This window comes from Deltaproteobacteria bacterium (genome assembly GCA_018668695.1).
Taxonomy (GTDB): Bacteria; Myxococcota; XYA12-FULL-58-9; order XYA12-FULL-58-9; family JABJBS01; genus JABJBS01.
In genome coordinates, this window is the sequence record JABJBS010000360.1 from 1 (window position 1) to 15,106 (window position 15,106).

Sequence of the window (15,106 nt, forward strand, 5' to 3'; positions counted from 1 at the left end):
CTCGGGGTGGTTACGAGCTGCCCTCGCATGGATAAAAAAGTGTCGTCGTTTGCGCGCGCGCGTTAAGCCAGCGCGATCATGGCGCCCTGCCGACCGGTTTTGCCCTGGTCTCGGCGGTATGAAAAATAACCCTCTTGGCTTTGGGTACAATGACGAATTACTTCAACGCGGCTTGGATCGAGACCAGCTTCTAACAAAAGTGCTCTATTTAATCCCTGTAAATCAGCTCGTGCTTTACCATCGGGACGATCTTCAATCATCGAGCTCTCGCCCAGCGAATCTCGAAGCTCAACCGCCACTTCTGCGCCAATCTCAAATGCCTCGAAACCAATAGAAGGCCCTATTGCAGCACAAAGCTCATTAAGCTCCGCCCCAGCCTCAACCAAAGCCTCGATCGCAACCTTGGCAATCTTGAGGTTGGTACCACGCCATCCGGCGTGAATCGCACATACTGTTGTGCCCGACTGGTCTGCTAACAAAATGGGAACACAATCTGCGGTGAGAATTGCAATGGCTGCTTTTCGGTCACGGGTCCATAACCCATCGGCCTGAATTTGCTTACCTGCGTTTTGGGTAACCTGAACCAGGCCGTTGCCATGAACTTGCTTTACCGTAATCAATCGGGCCGACTTCTTACCCACGGCGTGCATGGCTCGTCGCTGATTTTCAAGTACCGCAGCTCGCTCATCGCCCACCCGAAGGCTTAGATTCAAACTGCTAAAAGCCCCCTCGGAACAGCCACCGGTTATTCCGGTAAAACCATGAACAATGTTGGGGATAGCCGACAAGACGTGAGAACGGCGTAATATTTCAGGTTTGGCCGGCTCCTGAAAAGCGGGCTTAAGATCAATCGCTTGGGTTTGTGGCATGCGCTCAGTTAACCCGCAGAAGAACCAGAACGAGTAGACTTACTGGCTTTGCGTTCTTGAATGGTTCCAATGCGCTGTCCCATACGAACGGCTGCGCCTTCGGTGAGACCTTCCAGGGTGACACGGCCTTTTTCACCGACTAACACAACAGTTGAACCCAATTCGAAGCTTCCCAGATGGGCACCTTTTTGAATCAAATGAGCGGGGTCATACTTATAAACCTGCTGACTCTGGCCCTTACGGTTGGTCTGCAAGTTAGGGTCGTAGGGAACGGATATGCGGCCGACTAAAGTGGCACCTACTTTAACAACCGCCAATCGTCCTGCATCCGCAGAATCCAAATAAGTGATCAACCGTTCGTTTCGGGCGAAAAGAGCATCAACGCGTTCCAATGCTTCAGGGAATACGGGCATCAGTGCACCTGGAATCAAGGAAGCTTCTGAAACTACACCAGCCGCCGGCGCATGAATCAAGTGGTAGTCTTTCGGCGATAAATACAATGTTACGTAAGGACCGCCTTCGTATCGCTTTGCTTCCTCGTCATCGTAAAGCAGATCGCTAAGCTTATAACTGCGACCCTTTACCTGGAACATCGTGCCATTCTCAACAGTCCCTGCAGAACCCACTCGGCCATCAACCGGGCTCACCAAAGCGGTGGGGTCGGGCTCAATGCGGCGTGCACCTTGCTTGAGACTACGAACAAATAAATCCTCAAGGCATGGGTAAGCACCAATCGCGGGATTGGCAGCTTCCTGCATATTGATCCCCGTGGCTTTTACAAAAGTACTTTTGAGAAGATGGATTGCAACTTTGGGATGCTTGCGCCGGGCAAGCCAGCCCCACATCCGTGAGACTACGGCCTGTGGAATGCGATCCACGAACTCTACAACGTATTTGCGATTCATTTCGTTCCCTTTAGTACTGGAAGCTATCTTTATGCTGGAGACAAGCCCCCGTTCAAGGTTTAGCACAAGACAAATGTCTGCGAAGCCTCTTCAGGCGCTTTTTCCCGATTCCTCGAACCGCCAAAAGCTCATCGACTTGCTTAAATGGTCCGCTATGGTCCCGGTATTCGATAATTGCCGCGCTGAGGCTGGGTCCAATACCATCCAGGAGCGCCAAATCTCCGGCGCTGACCTTATTGAGCAATAAAGGCAGATCAGCCACAAGCCTCATTTCAGCCTGCATACCACCGCGCTCTACATAACAATCTTGGTTCACCAGGCTTACGCGGTCTCCCGGGTTGAGAATTCCGCATGAAGAAAAAGCTGAATCCGGGTCACAGTTAAGGCGGGACGTTCCTTGCCCTACCACCTCAATCGGTAGCTGGCAGTGAGATGGCTTGATCGTGGTGGGGGCTGCAAGGGCTAGCTCCACGGCTGTGAGGCTCAACCAAAGGCCAAGTGAAGCAGCAAGAAGTCCTGCTCCTAAAGCGACCGTGCCTTTCTGATCAGGCACTCTCAGCTCTCACCTTGGTGCCTGCGAGTTCAAACGAATCATGAAGTGCGCGAACCGCCGCTTCAACCTGCTCGCGCTCAATCACACAGGTTACTTTAATTTCAGAGGTCGTAATCATTTGAATGTTTACGTTTGCCGCCTTGAGGGATTCGAACATGGCCGCCGCCACACCGGGATGCGCACGCATGCCAACTCCAACAATTGAAACCTTGGCGATTTTGTCGTCGACCTCAAAACTCTCGGCACGTACTTCCGAAGCGATTTTTTGCAATATGTCACTGGCCTCAGCCAAATCCGTCATACCAACCGTGAAGGAAAGATCCGTGGTCCCATCCTTAGAAGTGTTTTGAACAATCACATCGACGTTGATGTTTGCGCCGGCAAGCGTGGTAAAAATCTGCGCAGCGATACCTGGCTGGTCGGGAACCTGACGCAATGTCAGTTTGGCTTCATTCGCATTATGCGAAACCCCACGCACTACCAGTTTTTCAATAGTATCATCTTCACTGCGCACCAGAGTTCCTGGGTTGTCGGTAAAGGTCGAACGAACGCGAATCGGGATATCGTGATTCATAGCCAACTCCACACTGCGAATCTGTAAAACTTTCGAGCCTTGTGAGGCCATTTCCATCATTTCATCAAAACTAATTTCATCGAGCTTTCGAGCGTCCGGAACAATCCGTGGGTCGGCCGTAAACACGCCTTCCACATCGGTATAAATCTCGCACTCATCAGCACCAAGCCCAGCAGCAAGCGCCACCGCACTGGTATCTGAACCGCCGCGGCCGAGAGTGGTAAGGTTGCCCTCTGCATCAATACCTTGAAAACCCGTCGCTACAACCACTTCCCCATTATTCAAGGGGCCGTGAACCGCATCACTGTCGAGAGTGAGAATGCGCGCGCGAGAAAATGCGCCATCGGTTCGCAAACGCATTTGCGTGCCAGTCATGGATCGTGCGGGTGTTCCCCGTTCACGTAAGGCCATGGCCAACAAAGCAGCTGAAGCTTGTTCACCGGTTGCCAAGAGTTGGTCTGCCTCACGTGCATCAGGCCGTTTAGAAACAGCATGTGCGAGACCAAGGAGCCTATCGGTTTCCCCCTGCATTGCAGAGACAACCACAACGACTTTCACACCCGTCTTGGCACGACGAGCGACGCGTTCGGCTACGTGAATAATTTTTTCTGGCGTTCCGACGGAACTGCCGCCAAATTTCTGTACTACGAGTTCCATAATGCAATGCATTATAAATTTTGGAGCAATGTGCAACCCCAGAAAATACGATCAGGCACTAGAATTTGTCAGAATTGTTCAACGGCGGCGGCGAAAAATACCGAGCACACCAAGAAGCCACCATAATCCAGCCGGATTCGCCTGACATCCACCGGCGTCATAGTCAGGGGCACATTCAGGATCGCAGGGGCAATTGTTGTTACATTTTGTCGTCGTATCGCAGGTACAAGCAGGCGGAGCTGGCTCAACGGGCTCAGGGCGATCGCCTAAACGAGGGGGTAAAACCGACCCACAAAGTCCGTACTCGTTGCAAAAGTCGTCTTCACATCCAGCAGTCACGCAAGATTCAAAACAGCGGCCAAATGTTGGGTCTTCGACATCGGCTCGGCAGACATAACCGTCTCGGCAATCTGAGCTGTATTCACATGTTGGAACACAAAAATCATAACGCCCAAAATCAACGCAATCGTAACCGGTTTCACATGGCTTCTCGTCGCGGCAAGTGACGGCACAAAAACCACCTAGAAAACCGTAATCGCCTTCGGTCAAACACGTACCATTATCGGAGCATTCATTGTTTTGAATGCAAGCACCACCTGGTGTACTCGGGCCGTCGTGGCTGCAATTACCTGTCGTATAATTGCAAGTCTCCCCTTCGCCGCATCCCAAAACGGTACACGATGGTGAGCAGGCCAAATTGCCAGAGGCTGTTTCTAAACAGTCGTAACCACTTCGACAATCGTCACGGGTTTCACAACCATCAAAACAAGCATAGTTGTTGCCCCAAAGCCGTTCACAAGTACCATCTCCTGGGCATTCATCTTCGCAACCAATGCTGCAATAACCGTTGGGGTAGCCGTAATCGATTAAGAGGCACGTTCCTGTTTGACCACACTCATAATCTTGTGTGCACGGAGCACCTATCGCCGTAATCGCCGGAGCGCAGTTGGGATCGGCATCATCGGATAACCCATCGCAATCGTCATCTAGACCATTCTCGCAATCCTCTGGAAGGGGTGCGCATACTTCTCCGCCAGTGGCCATTTGAACCGCGCGAAAAGAGTTCACCCGACCAAAGCCGTAGTAAGGATTGAATTCATCTTCATATGGCTGATTGCCTATTTTATCCGCTGTCGCCATCAAAATGCTGGCCACCTGTGCACGGGTAAAAGACGAATCAATGCTGAAAATCAGCCCTGCGATGCCAGCTGCCACGGGTGTAGCCGCGCTTGTTCCACCGAACTGGAATGTATAATCGCCGCTAGAATAACCGCCGCCGCTTTGAATATCGGTCGTTACAGAACCCGCTGGCGCCGTAATATCGAGCTGGTTGCCCCAATTGCTGTAGTACTCTTTGAGGTCTCTTGAGTCGGTTGCTCCCACGCCTAACACAGATGGATGGCTGGCCAATTCGTAATCAAAGTTCTCTCGATACTCGTTGCCCGAAGCAAAAAGAATCAGTGCACCGGCGCCCTCACGGCTCTCATCTGCAACTGACTGAATCGCTGCCTGCATGGCACTGGGGATACTGGAAGGTTCTGCCGTTCCCCAACTGTTGGATAAAATAGAGGCGCCATGATCTGCGGCCCATTCAAACGCATCCACATCAGCACCGTATCGCCCATAACCATTTTCACTCATGATACGAATTGGCATCACTGAACAGCCAGGGCAGATACCAACAACTCCGGTTGCATTGTTGATGGCGGCAGCAGCAAGCCCGGCACAACTGGTACCATGACCGTCGTATGTATCGGGTGTAGGGTCTTCATCAAACTCAAGTGAGTCGCGTGGGTGAACCAAACGGCCTTCAAATTCTGGATGCGACAAATCGACTCCCGAATCAATGATGGCGATGATTACATCTGCAGAACCAGTTTCCAGATCCCAAGCAGCCCGGGCACCCACAAGGTTGAGGTGCCACTGATCTTCAGTCAGTGGATCGTCAGGCTCAAGTGTACGGCTTTTTTGATAAATGAAATCGGGGTGGGCGTAATCAACTCCGCGAAGACCAGCCAGCCGCTGAGCGGCCTCGACTGTATTCTCGGGTAAAACCTCAGCAACATAAGTGCGGCCGTCGTCGAGTCGTAATTTAAAATCTGCAACGCCAGCCATTGTCAGAATCTGTTCTTGGTCCGCTTGAGAAAGTCCGGCATCAAAGCGCAAAAGAATCTTACCATCCGCTATCAAGTGACTTGTTTGACCTTCTCGGGTGTAGACCGCAAGCTCCTTGATATTCGTGTGTAATTGCTTGGCTTGCTCGATTTGTTTGAGCGTCGCCGGCGTTGCGTTGAGCAAATAGAAATCGTTGAAAAGCCACTGCACCTCGGAAGCTTTGAGGTGGCTGGCTATATCCTGGATGGTTGCCGGGTTGGGGGCCTCGACGGCCAAAACTGTCGAATCAGGCTCAAGGGTAACCATTCCGGTTGCTGTCTGAAAAGACAACGTCATACCCATCACTGCGGTTGTTAGAATTGCTATTAGCATTGGGACCCCATTGTTCCATCATATACCGCGCGACCGCATTTGTACGTATTTCACGCGCCGTAAATGGCCTCTCGAATATTTTTCAAATGGGCAAAGGTGAAAAATAGTTCGCTTACCGGGTGAAGATCTTTAAACAAATCTCCTCACAATGGCGGCAAGTTAACACAGCCAGGTCCGGTCCAGCAACCATGAAGAGAAGGCGCGCCAGGTAAGAGTGATTGTAGAACTGGATTAAAGAGGAACGATCAAGCCCAGCTCAATGCGTTCCTGACGATGCTGCTCAATCACTTCACGGAAAATCTTAACCACGCGCACATCGAACTGCTTCCCAGCAAAGCGATCAAGCTCTCCCATGGCTACGATATGAGGCAGTGCCTTGCGATAAGGTCTGTCTGTCGTCATGGCATCATAGGCATCAGCAACCGCCAAAATCCTTGATTCCATTGGGATTTCTTCACCTTCAAGCCCCGCCGGATAGCCTGAGCCGTCCCAAGCTTCGTGGTGATGATAGACGCAGGGAACCAAATGCCTCAGAAAGCTAATCGGTTCTAAAATTCGTTTGCCGTGAACAGGGTGAGACTTAATCAGCTCATACTCTTCGGGCGTAAGTCGTTGGGGTTTGTTGAGCTTGTCGATGCGGATACCGATTTTGCCAATATCGTGCATCAAACCGCCGTGCTCAATACGATCCACATCCATCGGGGGCAGGTTCATGGCCTCGGCAATCATCTTCGAGTACATCGCGACCCGATCGGAGTGGCCTTGCGTGTAAGCATCTTTGGCTTCCAAGGCACGCTGAAGGCTTTCAATCGTACCCGTGAATGTACCTTTAAGGTTTTTGTACATCCGCGCAGTCTCGATGGCATTGGCAGCTTTACCCCCTAAAATAGACAAACCTTTTCGTTGGCCTTCACGAAATAAAGAGGCCGAGTTCAAGGACATAGCTGCCAAAAAGCCAAATGGAGAGCCCCGCATTTTCAGCGGAACTGCCATGTAGGCCCCCACTTTGTGTTCAGCTGTTTGAGGGCGGTTCATCCAGCTGCATGTCTCATTACCCAGTCCGACAAGCCCCTGTCCGTTGACGACCTCCTGAAACAAAGCCTCGCGGTTGATACCGACCCGGTCACTTCCAAAACCCGCCTTTTCAATGAGCGTTCCAGGTTTTTCAGGATCGGCGACCACGATGGAGACACAGTCCGCCCGAAATTGGTTACGCACGGTAGAGACAATCAACTCCAACTGGTCATCAAGTGGCATCGAACTCGAGAGCGCTTCAGAGAGTTCATAAATTCCGACAGTCTCACGTAAGGCTAGGTTTTCACGGCTTAATTGTTGTTCACGCAGTGCCTTGGTTACCAGAGTCAAAATCTGCTCTGTCTTAAAGGGCTTAAGGATATAATCAAAAGATCCCAGCTTCATGGCCTCAATCGCAGATTCCACGGTGCCGAAACCGGTCATCATAATAGTGACCACATCCTCGTCGAAGTCTCGGATGCGCCGAATCAGCTCTAAGCCAGTCATTTTAGGCATTTTCATGTCGGTGAGCACCAAATCGAAGGATTCGGTCTTCATCAACTTGAGTGCCGCTGGACCACAATCCACCGCATCAGCGGTGAGCCCTGCGATCTCTAGGCACTCCACCAAAAGCTCTCGAATAAGCGGCTCATCGTCCACAACCAGCACCCGGCTGGGCGGACATTCTAATTCTTTCTGCTCTGCTTCCATGGGTTTTATTTAATCCGATCGATACCTGAACTTGACGAACATACCAGAGTTATCGCAAAACAGCCTGCATTGACAATCAGGTGCGCACTTTCTAGGGTGCCGCCGGAACAGCAACAACCCTTTCTTCAATAGAAAAGAGTATGAACGATGCAACTACGGTCCAACCCGAAGACCATAGTATCATTGGCAGTCGCCCTAACAGCCTTGTTAATAACAGGCTGCGCCAAAGATACCCTCTCCCAGCTGAGTTACACAGTGGAAGAGTTCGTGCAAAACACAAGCCCAGAAATCGATATCCTTTGGGTAGTCGACAACTCTAACTCCATGGCCGCGAACCAAAATGGCATTGGTGAATCTTTTCAAGCATTCATCAACAACTTGGTTGAAACCGGCGTCGACTATCATATCGGTGTGGTTTCTACGGACACAGCTGATGGCGGTATCCTACACACCGGCGTGAGTGGTGAACTTTTCATCGATCCTACGACCATCGGTCCACAAGACGCATTTCTCGACAATGTAAAGGTTGGTACTTTTGGCTCAGCTTCAGAAAAAGCATTTGAAGCGGCCTCTCTTGCACTCGGTGTTGGCCTTGGTCAATGGAATCCGGGCGAAGATCCGGTACCGCCTAACAGCAATTTCATTCGAGACAATGCTACGCTTTTTATCATTATGGTTAGCGACGAAGATGATAAGAGCTTTGGCCCTGTGTCTTACTACCGAAAATTATTCGAAAGCTACAAAGGCCCAGGCAACGAAAGTAAAATCAGTGTTTCATCCATCGTGGGTGACCCTGGTACAGGATGCTCTGGTACCATCGGTAACGCACAGCCTGGCGACCGTTACATCGATTTAGCCAGCCAAACCGGCGGCGTTTTCGCAAGTATCTGTGATGAGTTCAGCGAGACACTTCGGGAACTTTCACTGACGGCATCTGGTCTCAAATCGAGATTCGAGCTCACAGCAATTCCAGACCGGTCGATGTTGCTCCCGTGCGGTTCGCTAGCGCCTGCTGCCTTTTGTGTAAAAGTAGACGATGTCGCTGTTGCACAGGGCAGTAATTCTGATGGTTGGACGTACAACGAATCAACCAACTCTATTCTGTTTGGCGCCAACAGCGTCCCTGAAGCTCAGAGCAAAATCACTGTTAAGTTCCGAGGGTTCCCACAATGAAAAATCTATCTATCTTAACTTTCGCCCTCGTCGGTTTTTTTGCGCTCGTTGGCTGCAAGGCAACTGGAGCCTCTATTGACGGGTGCTCAGACGATTCTGAATGCCCTGCAGGTCAAGCTTGCGATATTCCAACGGCCACCTGCAAGTGCACCACAGACGATGCTTGTGAGCTTGCTCTCGGCGCTGGTTACGAATGCAACGATTTCGGGTCTTGTCAGCCTCGACCACCATGCCTTGGTAATCAAGACTGCGCAGAAGGCGAAATTTGTAACTCGGCTGATGCAACGGGCGGTATTTGTATACCTGCCGGCGATTGTGGTTCTACAGTTCATTGCGACTTTAACGAGTACTGCAACCCCACAACAGGTGAGTGCGAAGACGGCTGCCGCAATGTTGGTGACTGCCAGCTTGGCTATGTCTGCCAAGACAATGCATGTGTACCAGGTAACTGCACAACTTGCCCAACCAGCCCTACAGTAGACGCAACTTATTGTGACTACGGCGAAGTCTGCACCGAAGCCGGCGCGTGTGTTCCGCACCCTGTTCAATCTACGCTCTGCGACACCTGCGGGCAAAACTCGCTAACACAGTGCGGACTCGACACCATCTGCCTCTTGGATGACATGAGTAATTCAGGCGGTGCTTACTGCGCTCCTGTATGCGACGTAGACGCTGATTGCCCCAACGGTTATCCTGGCTGCGGCGGTGTTCAAACAGTGGGCCAAACCGGTTGCACAAGTGATCTTGACTGCCTCAGCGGCGGTGTCTGCCTCTCCACCTCTGAGGGTGATTTAACCTATTGCAGCTGCGTTTCCAATGCTGATTGTGTTACCAAAGAAGGTCTCTGTGACACCACTCTTGGATTTGGTTTTTGCCTGACAGACGGCAGCCCCTGTAATCAAGATCTTGAGTGTAACTTCTGCGCTAACGGTACATGTGCTAATGCTCCCGGTATCCGCTGTAACACCGAAGCCGACTGTTTATCTTCCTGTGTGATGCAAGAGCTTGGCGATGGCAGCTCCATCGGTTCATGCCAGACCAACTGGAAAGTATGCGGCAAAGAGCAGGGCGTAACCTGCACAGAGCTGCAAAGCGGCTTGGCTGAGTGTACTGAACTCTAAGTGAGTCTTCTATAAATATTAAAAGGGCGGCCTTAAGGTCGCCCTTTTTTTTGTCCAGTTCCCCGCCTCGAGATTAAAAAACCAGCATGTACCTGTGTTCATGGATGCGAAATGAATACGAAGATGCTACGCTCCGCAGAGAAAAGATGCCTACACCCAAGAGCGCCCACTCTAAGCGTTGCAAGGCAATCATTTCTTTGAGGCACCGATGCAACCCTTAGGAAACAAGTTCATTACGATTTTCATCTGCGCCCTACTCTGCGGCTGCGCCGAACTTGGTTCAAACTCTCAAGAGTCTTTGAATGATCCAAGCGGCTTAGCAACAAGCTGCCCCCAAAAGGATAGGTCATGGACTTTTCTATTCTACATTGTGGCAGATGACGGTGGTTCAAGCTTTGACGCCAGCACAACGCGCTACCTCAATACGATGCCGCCCCTTCCAAACAACGTAGAAGCACTGGTTTTAGTCGATAGATGCTCAGCTCCTCTTTGGCCTATTTCAACAACCACGGGACCAGTGCTTGATAGCTGCGCCCAGCTTTACCAAATTCAGCGTGATGGAAGCCCACAGCTTTTAGATACGGCGCCTTATAAATTAAGTTGGCTCCAAGGCTTTGAGGGCGATCTCAATATGGGTAGTTACGAGACGCTTTCACAATTTGTCCTCTTTGGTCTCAAGCATACCAGCACAACCAACTATGGATTGATGATCGCAGGCCACGGCGACGGCGACCAAGTTGGGTTTGATTCCACAAATGACTCTTCCCTAAACCATGCAGAACTTGAATTTGCGTTTGAAAAAGCGCTCACAACACTGGCCAATCCTTGTCTGCCTAAACTCGACCTTGTGATCATGGCTGCTTGTGCGATGGCAACAACGGGGATGTATACAGCTCTTGCTCCTTATGCCCGGTGGCTGATTGCCAGCCAAGAAAATATCTATGGCTATAATTTATCGTGGATGGAGAATCTTGGAAGCAAAGAACCAAGTGGCTACATTTCGAAAGCTGAAGTGGCCCAGGCGCTCAAAAATGGCCGTGTTGAAGGAGAGAATGGCTTAGGGCAGCAGGTTACTATGATGCTCTCGGAAGAGGTGGCCCAAGAACTTGCGGCCCTGGCCCGCGAAACCGGCGCGGTACTCATGGAGACTGATGTCCCTCGAAGCGCCTTGGAAGATGCGAGCTTTAATCCTAAAACGTATGATTTCCGTCTCATTGCTGAAAAGATTCAAGATGATGTGCTTCTTAGCCAAGTCGACGACCTCATGGAACAAACTATCTACGAGCAAACTGAGTTATCGGAAGGCATGAATGGCAGCATTGAGGCTCACGGCATCTCAGTGACCACAAGTGATCTGGGTCTGCCTGGTTCGCTTGTGTTTTAAGCATTCTTCCCTGCACTTTTTGTGGTCTCACTTCTCTCGCATTCAGGTAACCCCAACCCGCTCCCGCTCAATCTCATAACGCGCAGGCTCAAACCGGGTTACTGCTCTTTTGCTTCGCTATTTTACAAAACCGGTCATGAAACCCTGATTCAAGTCATAAAAAAAGGCTGCATCAACTCATGAAAGTCGATGCAGCCCTTTAAGTATTATTCACTGATTAAGAGTTTGTCTTACTCATAACAAGCATGGGTGCGCGACAGCTATTCATCATCGCCACCATCATCTACAACTTCTTCTTCAGGTACGCTGAAGTAGATACAACCAGAGTAAGTGTAATCACCCTTTTCCCAAGTAGCGACAGACTCACCATTTACTCTTGCTTCACCGCCGCAACCACCGTCACCGGCGCTTGCTGCTGCATCATAGAAGCACATTCCATATTCACCAGGAGCAAGGTCCCAATCCAATGGAGAGTACTGATTCTCTTCAGTAGGCTCACCTGCATCCAGAATGGTGTTGTCTTCTGAGTCGAATACTCGCCAACGGCTGTCGGCGTAGTTTTCATCACAGCTTAACCATACGGTGACTGCGCCGCAGTCATCTTCAGTGCCGCCCCAAGTACCACGGCAATCCTGCACGCAGTCATTGGTATCGTCATCATCACATGTGCCGCACATATCTTCAGATGCTTCACCGCCTTCAACGCCAGCACAGTCATTACCAATCGTAAAACAGTATTCTTCCTCAGAATAGCTGCCTGAAAGGCTCCAGTCTTCTGTGCCATTGATGGTCAACGAAGCAGTCATGCCGCCATCGCCGTAGGAATCTTTAACGGTCAAACAGTAGCGTCCATCTTCAAGGGCCCATGTGAAAACATCGACATCGCCGCCCGAAGCCGGTGCACCTTCTGCAATCAGCTCTGCCCCTAAAGTCAACGCCCATGAACTTTCATAAGCATAGTTGTCTGCGTTGGTCTGGAAAGTAACGTTTGGAGTACAGTCATTGGTTGCATCCGCGTCGCAAGTACCGCACTCATCTGCAATACCAGCTCCGCCCCATTCACCGTTGCAATCTTGCTCGCAGTCGTTGGATGGATCGTTGTCACAAGTACCGCATTCATCTTCAGTGGCATCACCACCGGCAACACCGTTGCAATCTGCTGCTGCTGGAGGTGCTACATCAAAACAGTGCTCTTCAGTACTGTAACTGCCGCCAGCTGATGTCCACATCAAATCACCATTCACACTAAGCTCAGCAGTCATACCACCATCACCATAAGAATCTTTCAGCACCAGACAGTAAGAACCATCAGCCAAAAGAAGCTGAGTTGTATCTTCTTGGTAGTTACCTGTTGGTGCGCCACTCTCAATCACGTTTCCATCTGAATCCTTTAACTCCCAGCTGTTCTCATAGGCCCAGTTCGTAGCAATAGTCTTCAAAGAAACGTTAGGCTGGCAATCATTTGCCGGATCATCATCACAGGTTCCACAGTCATCTGTAGTTGCCGTTCCGCCCCATTCCTCCGCACAATCCTGCACGCAGTCATTGGAAGCGTCGTCATCACATGTACCGCATTCATCGGTGGTAAATCCATCTCCGTTCGCGAAACATGCGTTGTCGACGATAAAGCAGGCTTCATCTTCGTTGTCCCAATCAAATGTACCACCGGCACTGGCCAATGTGGTTGCACCGATGGTTACGGTTACACCAAGACCGCCATCACCATATGAATCCATAGCAACAATACAGTAGCGGCCGTCATCCAAGAATACACCCGATGAGTCGACAACATTGTTCGCGCTTGGCACACCTTCAGAGATGATATTGCCTTGGCTGTCAGTCAACTTCCAACTGCTTTCACTCGCATAGCTATCGCTATCTACGTTGATAATAATGTTGGGTTCACAATCATTGCTTGCATCGTTGTCACACGTGCCGCACTGATCTTCTACCGCGTCGCCGCCCCAAGTACCGGCACAATCTTGTGTGCAGTCATTAGCTGGGTCGCTGTCACAGGTACCACACTCATCTTCTACTCGGTCACCACCTGGTGTACCGGCGCAGTCACAATCGTTGGTTGCGTCGTCATCACACGTGCCACAAGCATCTTCATACGCTGTACCGGCAGGTGTTCCTGCGCAGTCACAGTCATTCGTCGCGTCGTTGTCACAAGTACCACAGGCATCTTCAACGGCATCACCGCCTTCGACACCAGCGCAATCGAGACCCGCGGTAAAGCAGAAGCGAGATTCACTACCCCAATTAGAGTCACCACCGGCTGCGCCAATCACACTGTCGTACCATGCAACAGAAAGGCTGTACTTACCGTCGCCGTATGAGTCCTTAGCAACCGCACAATAATAACCTTCTGCTAGTTCGAAGGACACTTCCTCTGTTGTGTAGTCTGAAGAAGGTGCACCCTCAGCAATCACGTTGCCTTGAGCATCTTCCAATGCCCAGCTGTTCTCGTAGGAATAATTGTAGCTTTCAGAAATCAAGGTCACGTTGGGTGTGCAGTCATTGGTTGTATCTGCATCACAGGTACCACAAGCATCTAGAGAGGCTGCACCGCCCACTTCTTCATTGCAATCGCAATCGTTGGTTGCGTCGTCATCACAAGTTCCGCAGAAATCAACCGCGGCGGTTCCGCCCATGGTTCCTTCACAGTCAGCGACGCAGTCGTTTTCAGGATCTGCATCACATGCACCACAAGCATCGTAATAAGCGTCAGGGCCGCCCTCTGCTTTACATGCCGTCATAACGTCAAAACAAACTTCAGTGGTGGCTAGATAGTCACCCCAATACCATTCAACAACTTCGTCCGTGTCGACGTTGATGCTGCCTGTAAGACCACCATCACCAAATGCGTCCGTGACTTCGAGGCAATAAGTGCCATCATCAAGCAAGTGGTAGATGGTTTCAGCGTCTTCAGAACCAACACCTGAATCAAGTTCAGTCCCGTCCTCGTCTGTTAACACCCAGCTGATATCGTCGTAGTAAGAATCTGCCTGAAAAGAGAGGCCAACGTTATCAAGGCAATCATTGGTTGGATCTGCATCGCATACCATGCAGTTGTCGATGGTCGCGTCGCCGCCGCAATCGCCGTTACAATCAATCGTTGCATCACCGCCATTACAAATGCCGCAAGAGTCAACTTCACCCTCGCAGGCTACGCATGTGTTCGAGCATTCATCGTCGTCTATTTCGTTACCGTCATCGCAAGCTTCTTCACCTTCATCAGTGGTTCCATCGCCGCAATATGGACCATAAATCACGAGGTCCTGACAGGTTGAATCACAAACCGTGCAACTTTGACCGTAGAGTGCTTCGCAGTCTTCAGTCTCTGCGTTCTCATCGTCACAGGTTTCACCTTCTTCGATGACACCGTTACCACAGATAGGCTCTGGGTCACTTGGGTCACTTGCATCAGTTTCGTCACTCGCATCGCTTGCGTCTGTCGCATCACTGGCATCAGCGGCATCACTGGCATCAGCGGCATCACTGGCATCACTGGCATCACTGGCATCACTGGCATCAGCGGCATCACTGGCATCACTGGCATCAGCGGCATCACTGGCATCAGCGGCATCATCATTTGATCCAGTTCCTGGATCATCGACCGCGGTACAGGCGACGGCCATTCCCAAAAAACAAAGAA

Annotated in this window: 10 protein-coding genes; 3 read left to right on the forward strand and 7 right to left on the reverse strand. The window is 50.8% G+C overall.

Annotation, left to right across the window (positions count from 1 at the left end):
• Positions 1-62: 62 nt before the first annotated feature.
• From pgeF to HOK28_20650, 6 genes are all read right to left on the reverse strand, one after another.
• Entirely contained in the window at positions 63-869 is an 807-nt protein-coding gene (gene pgeF / locus HOK28_20625) for a peptidoglycan editing factor PgeF (protein MBT6435512.1), read from the reverse strand.
• 8 nt (positions 870-877) lie between these two features.
• Entirely contained in the window at positions 878-1,774 is an 897-nt protein-coding gene (gene psd / locus HOK28_20630) for a phosphatidylserine decarboxylase (GenBank protein ID MBT6435513.1), read from the reverse strand.
• 52 nt (positions 1,775-1,826) lie between these two features.
• Positions 1,827-2,327, reverse strand: coding sequence for a helix-hairpin-helix domain-containing protein (locus HOK28_20635; protein MBT6435514.1), 501 nt, complete (start codon positions 2,325-2,327; stop codon positions 1,827-1,829).
• Positions 2,320-3,558 (reverse strand): aspartate kinase, encoded by a 1,239-nt coding sequence (locus HOK28_20640; protein ID MBT6435515.1) that lies wholly within the window; start codon positions 3,556-3,558, stop codon positions 2,320-2,322. Before HOK28_20640 ends, HOK28_20635 begins: the two co-directional genes overlap by 8 nt.
• 78 nt (positions 3,559-3,636) lie before the next feature.
• Complete coding sequence (locus HOK28_20645; GenBank protein MBT6435516.1) at positions 3,637-6,045, reverse strand: S8 family serine peptidase; 2,409 nt, start codon at positions 6,043-6,045, stop codon at positions 3,637-3,639.
• A 231-nt stretch (positions 6,046-6,276) separates the two neighbouring features.
• On the reverse strand, positions 6,277-7,770 hold the full coding sequence (locus HOK28_20650) for a response regulator (protein MBT6435517.1): 1,494 nt from the start codon (positions 7,768-7,770) through the stop codon (positions 6,277-6,279).
• Between the two features lie 267 nt (positions 7,771-8,037).
• On the opposite strand from HOK28_20650, the gene HOK28_20655 reads away from it, so the two are divergent.
• The 3 genes from HOK28_20655 to HOK28_20665 all read left to right on the forward strand — a co-directional run bounded on the left by HOK28_20655 (position 8,038) and on the right by HOK28_20665 (position 11,448).
• Positions 8,038-8,943, forward strand: a complete 906-nt coding sequence (locus HOK28_20655; protein MBT6435518.1) for a hypothetical protein — start codon at positions 8,038-8,040, stop codon at positions 8,941-8,943.
• Positions 8,940-10,064, forward strand: coding sequence for a hypothetical protein (locus HOK28_20660; GenBank protein MBT6435519.1), 1,125 nt, complete (start codon positions 8,940-8,942; stop codon positions 10,062-10,064). Before HOK28_20655 ends, HOK28_20660 begins: the two co-directional genes overlap by 4 nt.
• A gap of 208 nt (positions 10,065-10,272) precedes the next feature.
• The gene (locus tag HOK28_20665; GenBank protein MBT6435520.1) at positions 10,273-11,448 is read left to right on the forward strand and encodes a hypothetical protein; all 1,176 of its coding nucleotides are present in this window, start codon (positions 10,273-10,275) and stop codon (positions 11,446-11,448) included.
• Between the two features lie 260 nt (positions 11,449-11,708).
• On the opposite strand, the gene HOK28_20670 is transcribed toward HOK28_20665, so the two are convergent.
• On the reverse strand, positions 11,709-15,106 hold a 3,398-nt coding region (locus tag HOK28_20670), incomplete at its 5' end, for a hypothetical protein (GenBank protein ID MBT6435521.1).

Coding starts and splice junctions, on each gene's coding strand:
- HOK28_20645 (MBT6435516.1), bottom strand. CDS start 6,045: ATGCTAATAGCAATTCTAACAACCGCAGTGATGGGTATGACGTTGTCT.
- psd (MBT6435513.1), bottom strand. CDS start 1,774: ATGAATCGCAAATACGTTGTAGAGTTCGTGGATCGCATTCCACAGGCC.
- pgeF (MBT6435512.1), bottom strand. CDS start 869: ATGCCACAAACCCAAGCGATTGATCTTAAGCCCGCTTTTCAGGAGCCG.
- HOK28_20665 (MBT6435520.1), top strand. CDS start 10,273: ATGCAACCCTTAGGAAACAAGTTCATTACGATTTTCATCTGCGCCCTA.
- HOK28_20650 (MBT6435517.1), bottom strand. CDS start 7,770: ATGGAAGCAGAGCAGAAAGAATTAGAATGTCCGCCCAGCCGGGTGCTG.
- HOK28_20640 (MBT6435515.1), bottom strand. CDS start 3,558: ATGGAACTCGTAGTACAGAAATTTGGCGGCAGTTCCGTCGGAACGCCA.
- HOK28_20660 (MBT6435519.1), top strand. CDS start 8,940: ATGAAAAATCTATCTATCTTAACTTTCGCCCTCGTCGGTTTTTTTGCG.